This window comes from Scandinavium tedordense, assembly GCF_024764965.1.
GTDB classification, from domain to species: domain Bacteria; phylum Pseudomonadota; class Gammaproteobacteria; order Enterobacterales; family Enterobacteriaceae; genus Scandinavium; species Scandinavium tedordense.
Genome location: NZ_JALIGG010000058.1, coordinates 642,184 through 661,346, shown reverse-complemented (window position 1 = coordinate 661,346; position 19,163 = coordinate 642,184). Strand labels below are relative to the sequence as shown.

The following is a 19,163-nucleotide window of genomic DNA, read 5'->3' as shown; positions in this document are numbered from 1 at the left end:
GGAAGCATGAAAAGTATCGTTATTCGTCAACCGAACGCGTTGGTGATTGAAGAGCGCGACATCCCGCAGCCCGCCACGGGCGAAGTGCGGGTGAAGGTCAAACTGGCCGGGATTTGCGGCTCGGACAGCCATATTTATCGCGGCCACAATCCTTTTGCTAAATATCCACGGGTTATTGGCCATGAATTTTTCGGCGTGATTGACGCCGTGGGTGAGGGTGTCAATCCAGCCCGCCTCGGCGAGCGCGTCAGTGTCGACCCGGTGATCAGCTGCGGACATTGCTACCCGTGCTCGGTTGGCAAACCGAATGTCTGCACCTCTCTGGTGGTGCTCGGCGTCCACCGGGACGGTGGCTTCAGTGAATATGCGGCTGTACCTGCTCATAACGCCTGGCGTATACCCGACAGCATCGAAGACAAACACGCGGTGATGGTTGAACCATTCACCATCGCGGCGAACGTTACTGGCCAGTCGAAACCGACAGAGCAGGATGTGGCACTGATTTACGGTGCAGGCCCAATGGGGCTGGTGACGGTGCAGGCGCTAAAAGGCGTATATCGTGTCAAACAGGTGATCGTTGTCGACCGTATTCCTGAGCGTCTGGAGATGGCCGAACGTAGCGGCGCGGACCTGACCATCAATAATAGCGCGCAGTCGTTGCAGGCGCGGCTGGATGAAAAAGGCATCAAGCCGACGCTGATTGTCGACGCGGCCTGTCATCCGTCCATTTTGCAGGAAGCGGTCAGTCTGGCATCTCCTGCAGCGCGCATTGTACTGATGGGCTTCTCAAGCGAGCCGTCGTCCGTCGCCCAGCAGGGCATCACCGGCAAAGAGCTGACGCTGTACTCCTCGCGTCTGAATGCCAACAAATTCCCGGTGGTTATCGACTGGATGGAGAAGGGGCTGATAGATCCCGACAAGCTGATTACCCACGTCATGGATTACCGGCATGTCAGCGATGCCATTGAACGGTTTGAGAAAGATAGGCAGCACTGCTGCAAGGTCCTGTTGACCTTCGCAGAATAATCACGATAGCGAGTATGTGGTCCACTCCTTCAGAGATAACGACTATGACGCAACATCAACCTGTACGAAGCACCAAAGACCTGATCCGCGCAGCGGTATCGGGCTGGCTTGGCACCGCGCTGGAATTCATGGATTTTCAACTTTATTCCCTCGGCGCGGCGCTGGTTTTCCATGAGATTTTCTTCCCAGAACAGTCTGCGGCGATGGCGCTTATTTTAGCGATGGGTACCTACGGTGCAGGGTATATCGCTCGCATCGTCGGCGCGTTTATTTTTGGCAAAATGGGGGACCGAATTGGACGCAAAAAGGTGCTGTTTATCACCATCACCATGATGGGAATTTGCACCACGCTTATCGGCGTATTACCGACCTACGCGCAGATTGGTATTTTCGCACCGGTGCTGCTGGTGACGCTGCGTATCGTGCAAGGACTGGGCGCAGGTGCGGAGATTTCTGGGGCTGGGACAATGCTGGCCGAATATGCGCCGAAGGGGAAACGCGGGATCATTTCCTCATTGGTGGCGATGGGCACCAACTGCGGCACGCTCAGCGCCACCGCAATCTGGGCGGTGATGTTTTTCGCACTCGATCGTGAATCGCTGGTTGCCTGGGGCTGGCGCGTGCCGTTCCTCGCCAGCGTAGTGGTAATGATTTTCGCCATTTGGCTGCGTCTGAATCTCAAAGAAAGCCCGGTGTTTGAGAAAGTCAGCGAAAATGGCACGGTGGCGGCGAAGGTCACGCCGGAAGAGACTACGCTCGGGGCGATGTTCCGCAGTAAATCGTTCTGGCTGGCAACCGGTCTGCGCTTTGGTCAGGCCGGAAACTCGGGCCTGATTCAAACGTTCCTTGCCGGGTATCTGGTACAGACGCTGCTGTTTGATAAAGCGATTCCGACAGACGCGCTGATGATTAGCTCGGTCATCGGGTTCATCACCATTCCGCTGCTGGGTTGGTTGTCGGACAAATTCGGCCGCCGCCTGCCGTACATCATCCTCAATATCTCGGCGATTATTCTGGCCTACCCAATGCTGGCGCTGATTGTCGACAAAAGCTACAGCGCCAGCACCATCATGATCAGTCTGATAGTCATTCATAACGTGGCGGTACTCGGCCTGTTCGCGCTGGAAAACATCACCATGGCGGAGATGTTTGGCTCGCGTAATCGCTTCACCCGCATGGCGATCGCCAAAGAGGCAGGCGGTTTGATAGCGGTGGGCTTTGGCCCACTGCTGGCAGGGATCTTCTGCAACGTTACCGGCAGCTGGTGGCCGATGGTCGCCATGATCGTCTGCTACTCGGTGATTGGCCTGATTTCCGCAGTGTTGATGCCGGAAGTGCGCGACCGTGATTTGAGTTTGGCGCATGACGCCGCCGAAGTCGTGCCGTCCAAAGCGGACTCCCGGCTAGGACAGTACAGCTAAAAAATCAAGCAGCAGTGACCTGCAAATAAGCGGCTTCATGCACCATAAAAAGCCTTTCAATAAGCATGAAGCCACCAATTTTCTTACCCTTCGAGGATGGAACATGACCCGCAAGAAGAACATCACAATTCCTGTGAGTATTGGCTATGGTCTGACGGATATTATGGGCGGTGGCGCGTTCACGGTTATTGGCGCGTGGCTGCTATTTTACTACACCACCTTTGTCGGTTTATCGCCGATGGAAGCCGCGTCGATTGTGGCCATTGCCCGTATCGTTGATGCGGTGGTCAGTCTGTTTATGGGCAGCTTTACCGACCATTTCTATAAAAACTATTTCGGCAAAAAATTTGGTCGTCGGCGCTTCTTCCTGCTCATTGGCGCGCCGCTGATGCTGGTCTACGCGCTGTTGTGGCTCGACGGTATGTCGTACGGGTTTTACCTGGCGGTGTATCTGGCCTTCGAAGTGATCGCCGCAATGGTGCTCATTCCCTGGGAAACGTTGCCGTCAGAAATGACCAAAGACTTTAATGCCCGCACCAAGTTATCAACCTGTCGGATGTTTTTATCGGCGTCAGGTACATTTCTGGCGACTTTTATTCCAGGCGTGCTGATTGCCCATTTCGGTGAGCACAATGCCAATGCCTATTTCATTAACGGCATCGTATTTGCGGTGGCATTTATGGCCTGCGTATTTATTTCCTGGAAAGTGACCTGGGAGCGAGAAATAACGCCGGAAATGCTGGCGGAGCTTGAAAAAGATAACGTCAAAACATCGTGGCTGGAAAAGATGAACAGCATCGCCATGCTGTTCAAAGACTACGCCTCAACGCTGAAAGTGCGCGCTTTTCGTAAACATCTGGCGATATATCTCTTCTCCTTTACCGCCAAAGACGTCTACAACACGGTGTTTGTATTTTTCTGCGTCTACTGCCTGAACGTGTCCTCTGCGCTAGCAGGGACGCTGTTGTCGATGAGCATCGTTGGCCTACCGGTAACGCTACTGGCGGGTGTGGCCATCATCAAATACGGGCCATCACGCCTGTATATGTTCGGCTACAGCGTCATGCTGATTTGCCTTGGCGGCTTGTTCCTTATCTACCAGTTCCCGACCGACAACAAAGTGATGTTGCTGTTGATCCTGGCGGCGGCGTATCAGGTCGGGCGCTGCGTGCTGGAGTTTACGCCGTGGAATGTGTTTCCGTTCATTCCTGATATCGATGAAATGATCAGCCACCAGCGCCGGGAAGGGCTGTTTGCCGCGGTGATGACATTCTCGCGTAAAACCACGGTGGCGATTGCGACCTTTGCGGTCGGTCTGCTGTTGCAGAGCGGTGGGTTCGTGAAGGGCAGCCAGGTGCAGCCACAGGAAGCCATCAATACCATCGCAATGCTGCTGTTTGTCGGCACATCGGTCTTATTATTGTTCGCGTTTTGGCAGGCCACCACTTTCCATCTGAATAAGAAAACCCACGGGCTATTTGTCGCTGAAGTGGAGCGCATGAAGGCCACGCATGACGCAAAAGGGATCGCACCAGAAACGCAGGCGGTGGTTGAGGATCTTACCGGGTATTCCTGGGCGCGATTAAATAATCTGCCAGAAAAGGCACCTGAGAATGCTGTCACACAACTTTAAATTCGTGTCATACCACTTGCAGAGAAATTATCGTAAATCAAAGTACGGGAACTTCATCTGGCTATTCTAGTATGGCAATGAGCGTCCTCAACAGTGAGTCATAAAATGCAAAACACGCTTTTAACCGCTAAGGCGACTGTACCCGCCTACGATCGTAACGCGCTGGTGCCTCGCATCGTGCACCTCGGCTTTGGCGCATTTCACCGCGCACATCAGGCCGTTTATACCGATATTTTGGCTCAGGAGCACAACAGCGACTGGGGCTACACAGAAGTGAACCTGATTGGTGGCGAACAGCAAATCGCTGACCTCAAGCATCAGGATAACCTGTATACCGTGGCAGAAATGTCCGCTAATGCGTGGACTGCCCGTATCGTGGGCGTCGTAAAAGAAGCGCTCCACGCCCAGGTGGACGGCCTCGAAACCGTGCTGGCAAAACTGTGCGAGCCACAGGTGGCGATTGTGTCGCTGACCATCACCGAAAAAGGGTACTGCCACTCTCCGGCAACCGGCGAACTGAATCTCAGCCACCCGATGATCGCCGCCGATTTACAAAACCCGCATCAGCCAACGTCTGCACCGGGCGTAGTGGTCGAAGCGCTGGCCCGTCGTAAAGCGGCAGGGCTGGCGCCTTTTAGCGTGATGTCTTGCGACAACATGCCGGAAAACGGCCATGTACTCGGGAAAGTGGTACGTGCCTATGCGCGGGCGTTAAACAGCGAACTGGCCGAGTGGATCGAACAGAACGTCACATTCCCGTCGACCATGGTTGACCGCATCGTGCCTGCCGTCACCGCTGAAACGCTGGAAAAAATCGAAGCCATCACCGGCGTGCGTGATCCGGCAGGTGTTGCCTGTGAGCCGTTCCGCCAGTGGGTCATCGAAGACAATTTTGTCGCCGGGCGTCCAGAGTGGGAAAAAGCTGGGGCCGAACTGGTTTCCGATGTTATCCCGTTCGAAGAAATGAAGCTGCGAATGCTGAACGGCAGCCACTCCTTCCTCGCGTATCTGGGCTATCTGGCAGGCTATCAGCATATTAACGACTGCATGGAAGACGAAAAATATCGTCGCGCCGCGCACGCGCTGATGCTGAAAGAGCAGGCACCGACGCTGAAAGTGAAAGGCGTTGATCTGGGCCGTTACGCAGACCTGCTTATTGCACGCTACAGCAACCCGGCACTGCGCCACCGCACCTGGCAGATTGCCATGGATGGCAGCCAGAAACTGCCACAGCGTATGCTGGATTCCGTACGCTGGCATCTGGCGCATAACAGCGATTTCTCACTGCTGGCCCTTGGCGTGGCGGGCTGGATGCGCTATGTCGACGGCAGCGACGAGCAGGGCGAAGCGATTGAAGTATGCGACCCGCTGCTCAGTACTATTCAGTCCGTGGTGAAAAACAGCGAACAGGGCGAAGCCCGTGTGAAAGCGCTGCTGGGCATCGAGGCCATCTTTGGTGATGAGTTGCCGCTGGAAGGGAAATTTGTCTCGCAGGTGACAAATGCCTATCTGTCGTTGCTGGATAAAGGGGCCAAAGCCACCGTGGCGGCCTTTGCTGAGAAACTGTAAGTTTTATGTCGCCTCATTCGGGGCGACGTGTGATTTCCAGAAAAAGGCCTCTGCCAGGGCATGTCTCTCGACCAGAACGTTGAGTCAAGAGACATCGCCAGTCCATACCCCTCAACCGGGGTCTGCATAGGGGCCTTTATCATCTACCAAAATTGAACTTAAAATATTCACCAAAGTTAACACCGAACAGCCGTGGAACTCTTATTTCAATTCTGAAGAGGTAACCAAGCAGGTTGTTTATTTCTCGCTCTGACTGAATCTTTAGCAAGATGTTTCTGTCATCTTCGGGTAACAATCTGGCCGCTAGTATAATAGATAATGCCAGCGCTGGAATTGATTTTCGCCCATAGAAGCAAATTGAACGCATTGTATAGTTACGCGAGTTCAATATCTGTTTTGCTTCGATGCTAATACCGTTGAGATGGCATTCAGGAACCACCATCTCAAGCTGGTCAAAAAGCACTAAAGAGGAATGTTCAAAGGCAGGGTTTTTATAGGGTATTTTGTAAATGGTATTGCCAAAACGACTGCCGATTCCCTCCGCAGGGGACTTTTGCGGTGGAGCACCCACTTCCAATGAGAAAAAAACATTATCATCATTGGCAAGCCCTACGATATCGTCAGAAGATGTATTCCCCGTAGGGAATATGATTTTATCTTCAATTAACTTTTTTCTTGAAAATAAAACAAGATCATTGTTATCGTTAATAACAGCCTTGCTGTTTGTTGCATGTGCGGCATAAAAATCAGATCGCGTAAAATGATCAAAAAACAGAATTTCTTGATCAGTAAGCCGTTGTGCAGCCACCTGTAATGCGCGATAGTTATTATTTGCCAGTTCAGTAAAGTCACTTATTGAATCGCCAAACTTAAGGCCGGGAATTAATAAGGCAAAAGAACAGAGTGTAGAGTGGGTTGTGACGAAATTATTAAACCAAAGAGTACCGCCCTGTACCATTTTATTATTGACGGACCTTGCTCTTAATTCTCTTGAACGACTTATAAATGATTCACCAAAGTTATGATTTCTAAAAGATAACATAGCAACTCCTTTGCGTGTATATTATCCGTCATGTTATATTAATTTATTATCCTGTGTCTGTAGTAGAGTGAAGTTTATTCAGCCAACGCCGCATTATTAATGTTGATGCGGCGTAAGTTTTTCTGTCAAAATTTCAGCGGATTAATCTGAGGATAGGGTCTTACTCTTCGCTAAACCACTCGCCATTTTCCTGGCGAATTAACAGCACGGATTCGCTGATCTCCTGCAAATGAACGGTCATCGCTTTACCTACCGCCTCTACATCGCGTTTTTCCAGCGCGCTAAAGATATCCTGATGCTGGCGCAAAAGCATTTCCGGGGAGGAAACGTGATCGAGACTCATATAACGCACGCGGTCGATGGCAGCTTTAATGTTCTCGATAGTGTCCCAGGCGAGCTGGCAGTCGGCAATCTGTGACAGTAGTTGGTGGAATTCATCGTCGAGCTGGAAGAAATCATTGTGCTGCTGGCGATCAATGGCAATCCGCTGCTGGTGCAGATTTTGCTCCAGCAGATAACACTGGGCGTCAGTAATCATTGCCGCCGCACGTCGCACCACCGCGCATTCGATGGCCTGGCGTACGAAGCAGCCGTTGCGCACCTGGGAAAGAGAGATTTTATTAACGTAGCTACCGCGCTGGGGGCGAATCTGAATCAGCCCGTTTTCGGCCAGCTTAATAAAGGCTTCACGCACCGGCTGGCGCGAAACGTCAAAGCGAACAGAAACCTCTTTCTCGGACAGCGGTGTACCCGGCGCTATCAGGCAGTGCACGATATCCCGGCGCAAAATACGGTAGATTTGCTGGTTCACGGGCTGTGTCGGATTGAGTTGCGATTCTGCGGCCATTGCTCTTTCTTAATTGCGGGGTAAGTGCGTTATTTTACGCTGAATATGACGCTACGCCCAGTCCGGCCTGCAGGCCGGGCTGGGCGTAGAATCGCTTAGCCTTGACGATGAATGCTCAGGCCAGCAAAAGACTGGCTGACGGGCATCATTTCAAGGGTATTGATGTTGACGTGTTTTGGCAGCGTTGCCACCCACCACACGGCTTCGGTCACGTCTTCCGCAGACAGCGCGCTGGTGTTTTCATAGGTTTTCTCTGCTTTCGCGTCGTCACCTTTAAAGCGCACGTTTGAGAACTCAGTGCCGCCCACCAGGCCCGGCTCAACATCAGTCACGCGAACGGCGGTGCCGTGCAGATCGGTGCGCAGGTTCAGGCTGAACTGGCGAACGAATGCCTTGGTCGCGCCGTAAACGTTGCCGCCCGCGTACGGCCAGCTCCCGGCGGTGGAACCGATGTTAATGATATGCCCGCAGTTGCGCTCAACCATGCCCGGCAGCACCGCGCGGGTCATATACACCAGTCCTTTGTTGTTGGTGTCGATCATGGTTTCCCAGTCATCCGCGTCGGCTTTATGTGCCGGCTCCATGCCCAGCGCCAGCCCGGCGTTATTGACCAGAATGTCGATATTGCGCCATTCAACGGGGAGGTTAGCCATCATATCTTCGATAGCTGCGCGGTTACGCACGTCGAGCTGCGCGGTCAGAATGCTGTCGCCCAGTTCTTCTTTCAGTTCCTGCAGACGCTCATGACGGCGTCCGGTGGCGATAACTTTATGGCCATTGGCAATGAAACGGCGGGTGATGCTCTCACCAAACCCGGCGGTCGCTCCGGTAACAAGTACAATCATTCTTCCTGTTCCTCAATGCGTTAACTGTTGCCATACCATACCACGCGTGGTCGGCCTTCGGGAACGGAACTTTGCAACCTGTTGTACCACTTTACAGCGCCTTCACCGTGCGCAAAAACGGTGCAACTGCTTCAGCGTTGTGCATCGTTTTACGCCGCTATTTTTGTTTTCATCAATGTTCAGCGGAATAGTTATGCAAGAAAAACGATTGCCAGAATAAGCAAACGGTTGCGGGCTGAATAATATTCAGTTTGTTGCGCAAACGAATGAATAATTAATAAGGTGTTGAAATTTCACGATAATCGTAAATTTAAAGCTGGCACTCTGTTTGCAATACTATTCTGACAATACACCTGCATAAATAACCCGGGCACAACCGGGATAAGAAGAGGTCAGAAATGGTCGACTATCGCTACGCGCTGCGCGGGCGCTTTTTTGATATTGCCGCAACGGCCGATAGCCCTGAGGAAATAGCCCGTCAGGCGCGCTACGTTGACGACGGCCTGATGTTCATCGCTGAAGGGCGCATCGCCGCGCTGATGAGCTGGGAAGAAGGGCAGTCATTGCTCAAACAACCGGACGACTGGGTCGATCTGCGCGGCAAGCTTATCGTGCCGGGTTTCGTCGATACTCATCTGCATTATCCGCAAACAGAAATGATCGGCGCGTTTGGTGAACAGTTGCTGGAATGGCTGACAACCTACACCTTCCCGGTGGAAAGCCAGTACGGCAACGCCGGGCACGCGGCAGAAATGTCAGCGTTCTTCCTCAACCAGCTGCTCTCGAACGGCACCACCACCGCGTTGGTGTTTGGCACCGTGCACCCGGAATCGGTCGACGCGCTGTTTGCCGCCGCCGCACAGCAAAATATGCGTCTCATCGCCGGGAAAGTAATGATGGACCGCAACGCGCCCGACTATTTAACCGAAACCGCCGAGCAGAGCTACCAGCAAACTCGTGAGCTAATCCTGCGTTGGCACAACCATCAGCGTCTCGGCTACGCCATCACCCCGCGTTTCGCGCCAACCTCGACGCCAGCACTGCTCGAAGCGGTGCAGCGGCTGCGCGAAGCGTTTCCGGACACCTGGCTGCACACCCATTTGAGCGAAAACCCGCAGGAAATTGCATGGGTGAAAAGCCTGTGGCCGGAACATGAAAACTATCTCGACGTCTACCATCACTACGGCCTGACCGGCAAACGCAGCGTCTTCGCGCATGCCATTCATTTACAGGATACGGAGTGGAATTGCCTGCACGACAGCGACTCAGCGGTGGCGTTCTGCCCGACCTCGAATCTGTTCCTCGGCAGCGGCCTGTTCCGTCTGCAAACCTGTTGGCAGAAAAAAGTCAAAATGGGTATCGGAACCGACGTTGGCGCCGGAACCACGTTCAACATGCTTCGCACGCTCGGTGAAGCCTACAAAATCGGTCAGTTGCAAAGCTACAAGCTGTGCGCCAGCGAAGCGTTTTATCACGCCACCCTTGGCGGCGCGCGGGCGCTGTGTCTCGATGAGCACATCGGCAATTTCAGTGTCGGTAAAGAGGCGGATTTTGTGGTGCTTGATCCGGCGGTTTCACCGCTTCAACAGCTGCGTAGCGCCCGCTGCAAGAATATTTACGAACTGCTGTTTATGCTGATGACCCTCGGCGATGACCGCAACATCGCCCAGACGTGGATCAATGGTGAATGTGCCTGGAGCCGTGATGGGCTGGAGGTGGCTGCATGACCCAATTTTTGCTCAATCAACAGCCAGTCACGCTTGAAAACGTCGACCCGAATCTGACCGTGCTGAACTGGCTGCGTAACGACCGGTTGCGCTGCGGCACTAAAGAAGGCTGCGCGTCGGGAGATTGTGGAGCCTGCACCGTGGTACTCGGCAGCGTGGACGACGGCAAAATTCGCTACCAGAGTGCTAACGCCTGTTTGTTATTAGTGGGGCAACTGCACGGGAAACAATTACTGACAGTGGAAGACCTGGTGGATGGCGGCGAACTGCATCCGGTGCAGCGCACGCTGGCCTGCGGACATGCCTCCCAGTGCGGGTTCTGCACGCCGGGCATCGTGATGTCGGCCTTTGCAATGCAAAAAAACGGCGCAGCAGCCAACAGCGCGACGATTGCTCATCAGCTGGGTGGCAATCTGTGCCGCTGCACCGGCTATCGGCCGATAGTTGACGCCGCGATGCGCATTCTGTCTGGATCCTGTGTGGATAAGTTTGATGCACAGGCCGCGCAAACGGTGGCACAGCTTCAGGCCTTCGGCGAGCCAACGGATGAACGGCTGATCATGCCGGAGACGCTCGATGCGCTGGCAGAATGCTATGCCCAACACCCGCAGGCGCGACTGCTGGCGGGCGGAACCGATCTTAATTTGCTGGTCACGCAGGCGCACCAGCCACACGGCGAGCTGATTTCTCTGGCGCGTGTAGAAGAACTGCGTGGGATCGTACGGCAGGGCAACCGGCTGGTGATCGGCGCGATGACCACCCTGGACACCCTACAGCGTCAACTGAAAGAGACGATCCCTGCCTTGAGCGAGATGCTCGATCGCTTTGCCTCCCAACAGGTTCGCAACCAGGGCACGCTGGGCGGCAACATCGCGAACGCTTCGCCCATCGGGGACTGTGCCCCGGCGCTGCTGGCCCTCGATGCACGTCTTCATCTGCGCCGCGGGACACAAACGCGCGACGTGGCGCTGGCCGATTTCTTTATCGGCTACCGTAAAACTGTCATGCAGCCAGGGGAGTTCATCAGCCATATCATCATTGATGACGTGACAGTGTCACGTCATATGCAGTTATGGAAAGTCTCAAAGCGGCGGGAGGACGACATTTCTTCGGTGTTTGCCGCCATTAATCTTGGCGTCAGTGATGGCGTCGTGAGTCGGGCGCGCATTGCCTTTGGCGGCATGGCGGCTACGCCTGCCAGAGCCCTGCACTGCGAAGCCGCGTGGATGGGTCGGGGGCTCAATCGTGAGACGCTCAACGCCGCCTGCGCTGCGCTGACAGCAGATTTCTCGCCGCTCAGTGATGCTCGCGCCAGCGCGGAATACCGCCTGCAGGTGGCGAAAAACCTGCTGAAACGCTATTTCCTGCACATGACGTCTGAACATCTCGTGGAGGTGACTGATTATGTCCGCTAAACCGCCAGCCATTTCCGAAACGATGCTGAAAGCGCAGTTTCTTGAGCAGTTAAACGGCCGCGTGGGCAAATCTCGCGCGCATGAAAGCGCCGGGCGTCACGTCAGCGGCGCGGCAGAATACATCGACGATAAAACGCCGCTCACCGGGATGCTGCATCTGTGTCCAGTGCTCAGCGACTGCGCCCATGGTCGCATTATTCACATCGATACCGCCGCCTGTTTGAAGGTGTCTGGAGTGATTCGCGTGCTGAGCTGGCAGGACGTGCCGGGCGAGCTGGATATCGGGCCACTGGCTCCAGGCGACCCGCTGTTTGCCAAAGAAACGGTGGAATATCACGGTCAGGTGGTGTTGATGATTGCCGCCGAAACAGCCGAATCGGCGCGCGCCGGGGCGTTAGCGGCGAAGATAACCATCGAACCGCTGGAAGCGGTGCTGGATGTCGAGCAGGCGCTGGCGAAATCGCACTTTGTCGAACAGCCGCACATTCAGCAACGCGGTGATGCCGACGCGGCGCTGGCCGCTGCGCCACATCGCTTGCAGGGGCAGTTTCATATCGGCGGCCAGGAGCATTTTTATCTTGAAGGCCAGGTGGCGTTGGCGCTGCCCGGCGAAGATGGCGCGATGCAAATCTGGTCGTCAACGCAGCATCCGACCGAAGTGCAGAAACTGGTGTCGTCGGTGCTGGGCGTAACGCAAAGCAAAGTCACCGTTGACGTGCGCCGGATGGGCGGCGGCTTTGGGGGAAAAGAAACGCAGGCAGCGGGCATTGCCTGTCATGCCGCGCTGGCGGCGCGGGTGACCGGACGTCCGGCGAAACTCCGCCTTTCGCGTCGGGATGACATGCGCATCACTGGCAAGCGCCATCCGTTCTTTGTGCGCTTTGATGTGGGCTTCACCGACGACGGCATGCTGCACGGTGTGGTCATTGATTTGGCTGCCAACTGCGGCTATTCGCTGGATTTGTCAGCTTCAATCTGCGACAGGGCCATGTTCCACGCCGATAATGCCTATTATCTCGGCGACGCCCGGGTCACCGGCTATCGCTGCCGCACCAATCTGGCGTCGAACACCGCGTTTCGCGGCTTCGGTGGCCCACAGGGTATCGTCGCCATTGAGCAAATCATGGATGCGGTAGCCCGTCAGTTATCCCTCGACCCGCTGCATATCCGTCGAATTAACGCCTACGGCGGCGAAGGCCGCGACGTCACTCATTATCATCAGCCGGTGAAGCAGAATCTGGCTCAAACGGTTATTGGTCAGCTGGCGGACTCCGCATGCTATGCCGAACGTCGGGCAGACATTGCACGCTTTAACGCCCAAAGTCCGGTGCTAAAACGCGGACTGGCACTGACCCCGGTAAAATTCGGGATCTCGTTTACCGCCAGTTTCCTCAATCAAGCCGGAGCGCTGATCCTGATTTACAGCGACGGCACGCTGCAGCTCAACCACGGCGGCACCGAAATGGGTCAGGGGCTGAACACCAAAGTGGCGCAAATTGTGGCGAATGTGCTGCAAATTCCGCTCGATGCGATTCAGGTCACCGCCACCAGTACCGGAAAAGTGCCGAATACCTCGCCGACGGCGGCGTCGTCCGGAGCGGATCTTAACGGCAAAGCCGCAGAAATCGCCGCCCAGACCTTGAAACAGCGCTTAGTGGAAATGCTGTGTTCGGTGCACCAGTGCAGCGAAGATCGGGTGACGTTTGGCAACGGCGTGGTGCAGGTCAACGAACGCTATTTCAGTTTTGCCGACGTGGCGATGCTGGCATGGCTCAATCAGGTTCCGCTCTCGGCAACCGGATTTTACAAGGTCCCGGGTATTCACTACGACCGTCAGACCGGGCGCGGCGAACCGTTCTACTACTTCGCCTGGGGCGCGGCCTGTTCCGAAGTCATTATCGATACGCTGACCGGGGAATATCGCCTGTTACGCACCGATATTCTGCACGACGTCGGGCAGTCGCTGAACCCGGCACTGGATATCGGACAGATTGAAGGTGGCTTCATGCAAGGTGCAGGGTGGCTGACCACCGAGGAGCTGAAGTGGGACAACAACGGGCGGCTGCTTACCGACGGTCCGATGAGCTACAAAATCCCGGCGATTAGCGACATGCCTGAGGTGTTTAACGTCTCACTCCTGGAGGCGCACGCCAACAGCTGTGAGACGGTTTATCGCTCTAAAGCGGTGGGCGAACCGCCGTTTATGCTCGGCATTTCGGTGTGGTGCGCGTTACAGGACGCGGTGGCGTCGGTGGCCGATTATCGTCGTCACCCTTTGCTTGACGCCCCGGCGACGCCAGAACGGGTGCTGGCGGGCGTCACTCAACTGGAGGCGGGCGACGATGAAAGCTGATGAATGGCTGGACGTGCTGATGTCATTGCGCGAGCGACGCGTGCCCGCGGTGATTTTGACGTTGTTACAGGATAAAGGCTCCGTGCCGCGCGAGGCAGGCACCAAGATGGTAGTCAGCCTCGATGAGAGCTGGCTGACCATTGGTGGCGGGAATCTGGAATTTCAGTGCATCGCCATCGCGCGCGACATGTTGCATTCCGGCACCCAGGCACCCCGTCAGGAAACGTTCGCCCTCGGCGCTCGCGCCGGACAGTGCTGCGGCGGTATGACCCAGGTGCTGTTCGAACCCTGGGGACTGCCGCAGCCGGAAGTGTACGTTTTTGGTGCCGGGCACGTGGGGCAAGCGCTGGTGAGCATTCTCGCCACGTTGCCGTGCCGGGTGAACTGGGTGGATCAGCGCGAGGGGCAGTTTGGTGCGGTGCCCGTCGGGGTGCGCTGCCATCACACCGATGACCCGTGCGAAATCGCCCGCAACGCGCCTGATAACAGCCTGTTCGTGGTAATGACGCATCACCATCCGCTGGATCTGGCGCTGGCAGAAACGCTGCTGCGGCGCGGACGTTATCGTTATTTGGGGGTAATCGGTTCGCAAACTAAGCGCCAGCGTTTTGATTATCTTCTGGAGGGTAAAGGCATTGCCCGAGAAACGCTGGATACGATGCGCTGCCCGATCGGCCTGCCGGACGTAAAAGGCAAGCTGCCTGCCGAAATCGCCGTGGCGGTGGCGGGGGAAATCATTGCGGTTTATCAAGGGGTTGCCTAATCTAAGGAGAATCCCGTTTTCAGGAGTCCGTGATGAGCAGTGAGAACCCGTTTTTAACCGTCAGCCTGTTGCCTTATCAGGCCCCGCGTTTTGATGCGATTGAGGACGGTCATTATCGTCCCGCGTTTGATGAAGGCCTGCGTCAAAAACGTGAAGAAATCGCGGCGATTGCCGGAAACAGCGCGCCCGCAACGTTCGACAACACCTTCGTGGCGCTGGAAAAAAGCGGCGAAATGCTGGGCCGCGTCACGTCCATATTTTTTGCCATGACCGCTGCCCACACCAATGACACGCTCCAGCTTCTCGACGAGCAGTTTTCTGCCGAACTGGCGGAATTAGCCAACGATATTTACCTCAATGAGGGGGTGTTCGCCCGCGTCGACGCCATCTGGCAGCAGCGGGAAACGCTGGACCTGGATGCGGAATCACGGCGGTTAGTCGACGTTATCCATCAGCAATTCATTCTGGCGGGGGCTAAGCTCGCGGCTGCGCAGAAAGCCGAGCTGCGCTCGCTGAACACCGAAGCCGCGACGCTGAGCACCCAGTTTCACCAGCGACTGTTGGCCGCTGCCAAATCCGGCGGTCTTGTGCTTGATTACCACCATCAGCTGGATGGCCTCAGCCCAGAAGACATTACCGCTGCCGCCAGCGCTGCCCGTGAAAAAGGGCTCAACGATCGCTGGCTTCTGCCGCTGCTTAACTGCACCCAGCAGCCTGCGCTGGCACAGCTTCGTGACCGACAAACCCGCAAAAATCTGTTCGAAGCAGGCTGGTTACGAAATGAGAAAGGCGATGGAAACGACACCCGGGCACTGATTTTGCGCCTGGCTACCGTGCGCGCTAAACAAGCGACGCTACTGGGCTATCGCGATTACGCGAGCTGGAGCATGGCTGACCAGATGGCGAAAACGCCGGAAGCCGCATTCACCTTTATGCGTCAGATTGCACCCGCCGCCCGGGCGCGCGCCGAACGTGAACTGGCCGATATTCAGCACGTGATTGATGAGCAGCAGGGCGGTTTTCAGGCGCAGGCCTGGGACTGGAATTACTACGCCGAGCAGGTACGACTGGCGCGTTACGATCTTGACGAGGCGCAGATCAAACCGTATCTGGAGTTGAACAATGTACTGACCGACGGTGTGTTCTGGACCGCCTCACAGCTGTTTGGTATCCGCTTTGTCGAGCGTTTTGATATCCCGGTCTACCATCCGGATGTCCGCGTCTGGGAAATTTTTGACGCCAATGGTGAAGGTCTGGCGCTGTTCTACGGTGATTTTTTTGCCCGTGATTCGAAGGGTGGCGGCGCGTGGATGGATAACTACGTGCAGCAGTCGACGCTGCTCGAACAGCGTCCGGTGATTTATAACGTCTGCAACTATCAGAAGCCGACGGCGGGTAACCCTGCACTTCTGAGTTGGGACGATGTGGTGACGCTGTTCCACGAATTTGGCCACACACTGCACGGGCTGTTCGCCGTTCAGCGATATCCGAGCCTGTCCGGCACGCGTACCCCGCGCGATTTTGTCGAGTTCCCGTCGCAAATTAACGAGCACTGGGCCCGTCATTCGCAGGTATTTGCACGCTTTGCGCGTCATTATCAGAGCGGAGAACCGATGCCGGAAACGCTGCGCGACAGCATGATGCGCGCGGCGACGTTCAATAAAGGTTATGACATGACCGAATTGGTCAGCTCCGCGCTGCTGGATATGAACTGGCATACGCAGACGCCTGAAACGCTGCCGTCCGACGTAGATGCGTTTGAACAGCAGGCCATCGACAGGGAAAACCTCGATTTGGCTGCCGTTCCGCCGCGTTACCGCAGTAGCTATTTTGCGCATATTTTTGGCGGCGGCTACGCGGCAGGATATTACGCTTATATCTGGACGCAAATGTTAGCTGATGACGGCTACCAGTGGTTTGTCGAAGAGGGCGGCCTGACGCGTGAAAATGGTCAGCGATTCCGCGAAGCCATTTTATCACGCGGCAACAGCAGTGATTTGGATGCGTTATACCGCGACTGGCGTGGACACGATCCGCTGCCGGAACCGATGCTTAAAAATCGCGGATTGAGCGAATAGTTCCCCGTCAGTAAAAAGGAGAGATGCGATGTGTACCAATCTGTTCGATAACGCCCGGCGCTATGCCGACGAGAAAAAATAATCCAAAGACCCTTCGGGGTCTTTTTTCTTGCCTGGGGGCGATAACTTGCCGAACCTACGTGTGAATGAATAGGTCCGGTAAGCGCAGTGCTACTGGCATGTTTTAAAACACCCCTTAATTGTTATAGTTTAGAATTATCTGATGCCTTATTTATACAGTTATTAAAAATAATATCTTTATCCGCAATACACTTTAGATACACCCACTCAACATAATCCAGGCTGAATAACATAATCCCTTCCAAATCAAATGGATAAAAAGACATTATTCACTGCTCATCGGATCTGGTCATTCTGTGCATAAAAAAATATGATGCGCTGGTACATAACGCTAATGAGCAACAAAACGCCCAGCATAACCACGGAATGATAAAGCATACTAAATTGACAGGGGCGTTATTCTAATAATACTCAGGATTGAATGATGAATAAAAAAATAATGATGGTAGCAACAACGCTGATGGTGGGCGGGATCTTTTCTTTTCCTGCTTCTGCCATTAGTGAAGCCTATCGTGCCCAGCTGGAAAAATCGGGCTGCACACAGGTTAGTGAGTCTAACGGAACGTGTGACCCAACGCTCACCCACAAGCAAAATCAACACGCACAGGCTCAGAATGGTGTGAAGGATGACTCACAGGAAAACCGCGATTTAGCGCGGAGTATTGATTCCGACATCGCCGGGAAATATCAAGGGCAGGCGGTTGATTATATGCGAGTTACGGGCTGGAAGCCGCTGAATGAAGAACAAACTCGCTGGAAAAAATCCGGGCATACGGCGGAATTTGATATGAACTCGGAAGGCAAAGTCATGGGCGTGGTGGTGCGTTAAGTCAAGGGCGCAGAATGAAACGTCGCAAGGAAAGCCGCTTCGTTTAGGCTTCATTGAGGTTTGGAGTGGTAGCCTGAATGCATGAGGCAAATAAGGCATGGACGCGCCGAATTGCTGAATAATCAAAACACAAATCTATCCATGCAAGCATTTACCGCCACACCGTTGGCGGTTTTTTTTGTCTTTAACATCTCGCTGCCTGGCTGAATGCCAACAAAAAGCCCCTTGTGCGAAAAGCGACAAGGGGCCATTAAAACTCGGGACTGTCAGTGTTCATTAGTCATCCCATTTATGGCTGAAATACGCAGCAAGAAAACCGGCGAATACGATGGTTCCCAAAACTGCCATGAAGACATGCATATTTCCCAGCATGATTAACCTCCGTTAATGTTAAAAGCGTACGATAATCCCCTCACTTACCTTAATTAGCCGCGATGAACAGAGAATACCGGAGTCAATCTAAACGAATCGTTAATTATGTGAATTATTTAGGCACTTGCGTAAATTTTTTGCGGAATGCTTGTGGGCTGATGGCGAAACGTTGCTGAAAATGATGGCGCAGGGCGCTGGTGGTGCCAAAGCCGTTATTGGTGGCGATATGTTCAATGCTGAGTCGGCTGTCGGTTAAGGCCTGTTGCACGCGTTGTAGCCGTTCATTGAGCAACCAGCGAGCGGGCGTTACCCCCGTGGCTTCCTGAAAACGTCGCAGTAATGTGCGCGGACTCATCCCGACGCGCTGGGCCAGAGATTCCAGTGTATGCGGTTCGGTAAGATGCACATGAAGCCAGTCAAACAGCTGCCCGAGTCGTTCGCTTTCCCGGCTGCGTGCTACCGGGCGCTCGAGTTGCTGGGTCTGGCTGCCGTCGCGATGCGGCTGGACGACTAATCGCCGCGCAACGCTGTTGGCGGCATCAAGCCCAAAATCACGGCGTACTACATGCAGGCATAAATCGATTCCCGCCGCACTGCCCGCCGAGGTCATAAGCCCATCGTCGCCGACGTACAGTACATTTTCCATCACCTGAATGGCGGGAAAACGCCGCTGCAGTTCATCGGTATAACGCCAGTGGGTGGTGGCTTGATGCCCGTTCAGCAGGCCGCTGGCCGCGAGGACAAATACCCCTGAACAAATCGACATTAGCCGACAGCCACGCTGATGTGCCAGGCGCAATGCCTCACATAATGCCTGCGGCACCGGTGCGTCCGCGCCGCGCCAACCGGGGATCACGATGGTATCCGCCTGTTCCAGAAGCTCAAAGCCGCCATCGGCCACAATGCGGATCCCTCCCGTCGCGCGTAGTTCGCCGTCGTCCACCGAAGCCACCGCAAAGCGATACCAGTTATCGCCCAGCTCCGGGCGTGGCAGACCAAAAATTTCGACAGCGACGCCAAATTCAAAAGTGCACAGGCCGTCGTAGGCGATGGCCACCACCAGTGGGCGGGATGCGGTTGTCATTATCCTGGCGATTTCTGTCATCTCGGCGTGCGGTGCGAGTCCTGAATTTTTGATGAGATAAGAGGTAACACGACACCG

General features: G+C 54.8%; 15 protein-coding genes. 10 read left to right on the top strand and 5 right to left on the bottom strand.

Features of this window, described 5'->3' with window-relative positions; genetic code table 11:
- Nucleotides 1-6 precede the first annotated feature (6 nt).
- The 4 genes from MUU46_RS22545 to MUU46_RS22530 all read left to right on the top strand — a co-directional run bounded on the left by MUU46_RS22545 (nt 7) and on the right by MUU46_RS22530 (nt 5,649).
- Nucleotides 7-1,026: a Zn-dependent oxidoreductase gene (locus tag MUU46_RS22545; protein WP_258966783.1), complete on the top strand. Its 1,020-nt coding sequence runs from the start codon at nt 7-9 to the stop codon at nt 1,024-1,026.
- Between the two features lie 44 nt (nt 1,027-1,070).
- Nucleotides 1,071-2,447 (top strand): MFS transporter, encoded by a 1,377-nt coding sequence (locus MUU46_RS22540; RefSeq protein ID WP_258966782.1) that lies wholly within the window; start codon nt 1,071-1,073, stop codon nt 2,445-2,447.
- A 103-nt stretch (nt 2,448-2,550) separates the two neighbouring features.
- Nucleotides 2,551-4,080: an MFS transporter gene (locus tag MUU46_RS22535; RefSeq protein ID WP_258966781.1), complete on the top strand. Its 1,530-nt coding sequence runs from the start codon at nt 2,551-2,553 to the stop codon at nt 4,078-4,080.
- 105 nt (nt 4,081-4,185) lie between these two features.
- On the top strand, nt 4,186-5,649 hold the full coding sequence (locus MUU46_RS22530) for a mannitol dehydrogenase family protein (RefSeq protein ID WP_258966780.1): 1,464 nt from the start codon (nt 4,186-4,188) through the stop codon (nt 5,647-5,649).
- A gap of 139 nt (nt 5,650-5,788) precedes the next feature.
- On the opposite strand, the gene MUU46_RS22525 is transcribed toward MUU46_RS22530, so the two are convergent.
- The 3 genes from MUU46_RS22525 to ydfG all read right to left on the bottom strand — a co-directional run bounded on the left by MUU46_RS22525 (nt 5,789) and on the right by ydfG (nt 8,383).
- Nucleotides 5,789-6,691, bottom strand: coding sequence for a hypothetical protein (locus MUU46_RS22525; RefSeq protein ID WP_258966779.1), 903 nt, complete (start codon nt 6,689-6,691; stop codon nt 5,789-5,791).
- Between the two features lie 160 nt (nt 6,692-6,851).
- Complete coding sequence (locus MUU46_RS22520; RefSeq protein WP_159756466.1) at nt 6,852-7,538, bottom strand: GntR family transcriptional regulator; 687 nt, start codon at nt 7,536-7,538, stop codon at nt 6,852-6,854.
- 95 nt (nt 7,539-7,633) lie between these two features.
- Nucleotides 7,634-8,383: a bifunctional NADP-dependent 3-hydroxy acid dehydrogenase/3-hydroxypropionate dehydrogenase YdfG gene (gene ydfG / locus MUU46_RS22515; RefSeq protein ID WP_258966778.1), complete on the bottom strand. Its 750-nt coding sequence runs from the start codon at nt 8,381-8,383 to the stop codon at nt 7,634-7,636.
- Nucleotides 8,384-8,781: 398 nt separating this feature from the next.
- Between ydfG and guaD the strand changes: the two genes are divergently transcribed.
- From guaD to MUU46_RS22485, 6 genes are all read left to right on the top strand, one after another.
- The gene (gene guaD / locus MUU46_RS22510; protein ID WP_159756472.1) at nt 8,782-10,110 is read left to right on the top strand and encodes a guanine deaminase; all 1,329 of its coding nucleotides are present in this window, start codon (nt 8,782-8,784) and stop codon (nt 10,108-10,110) included.
- A complete protein-coding gene (xdhA, locus tag MUU46_RS22505) occupies nt 10,107-11,525 on the top strand; it encodes a xanthine dehydrogenase small subunit (protein WP_258966777.1) in 1,419 nt (472 codons plus the stop codon). The genes guaD and xdhA overlap by 4 nt, the downstream gene beginning before the upstream one ends.
- On the top strand, nt 11,515-13,878 hold the full coding sequence (gene xdhB / locus MUU46_RS22500) for a xanthine dehydrogenase molybdopterin binding subunit (protein ID WP_258966776.1): 2,364 nt from the start codon (nt 11,515-11,517) through the stop codon (nt 13,876-13,878). The genes xdhA and xdhB overlap by 11 nt, the downstream gene beginning before the upstream one ends.
- Nucleotides 13,868-14,641, top strand: coding sequence for a xanthine dehydrogenase accessory protein XdhC (gene xdhC / locus MUU46_RS22495; RefSeq protein ID WP_258966775.1), 774 nt, complete (start codon nt 13,868-13,870; stop codon nt 14,639-14,641). Before xdhB ends, xdhC begins: the two co-directional genes overlap by 11 nt.
- A 32-nt stretch (nt 14,642-14,673) precedes the next feature.
- Complete coding sequence (gene dcp, locus MUU46_RS22490; RefSeq protein ID WP_258966774.1) at nt 14,674-16,719, top strand: peptidyl-dipeptidase Dcp; 2,046 nt, start codon at nt 14,674-14,676, stop codon at nt 16,717-16,719.
- 502 nt (nt 16,720-17,221) lie between these two features.
- Nucleotides 17,222-17,629: a hypothetical protein gene (locus MUU46_RS22485; protein ID WP_159756488.1), complete on the top strand. Its 408-nt coding sequence runs from the start codon at nt 17,222-17,224 to the stop codon at nt 17,627-17,629.
- A 276-nt stretch (nt 17,630-17,905) separates the two neighbouring features.
- Here MUU46_RS22485 and mgtS read toward each other — a convergent pair whose 3' ends face one another.
- Both mgtS and ftrA read right to left on the bottom strand, forming a co-directional pair.
- Nucleotides 17,906-18,001: a protein MgtS gene (gene mgtS, locus MUU46_RS22480; RefSeq protein ID WP_110508261.1), complete on the bottom strand. Its 96-nt coding sequence runs from the start codon at nt 17,999-18,001 to the stop codon at nt 17,906-17,908.
- Between the two features lie 112 nt (nt 18,002-18,113).
- Entirely contained in the window at nt 18,114-19,106 is a 993-nt protein-coding gene (gene ftrA / locus MUU46_RS22475; protein ID WP_258966773.1) for a transcriptional regulator FtrA, read from the bottom strand.
- Between the last annotated feature and the right edge of the window lie 57 nt (nt 19,107-19,163).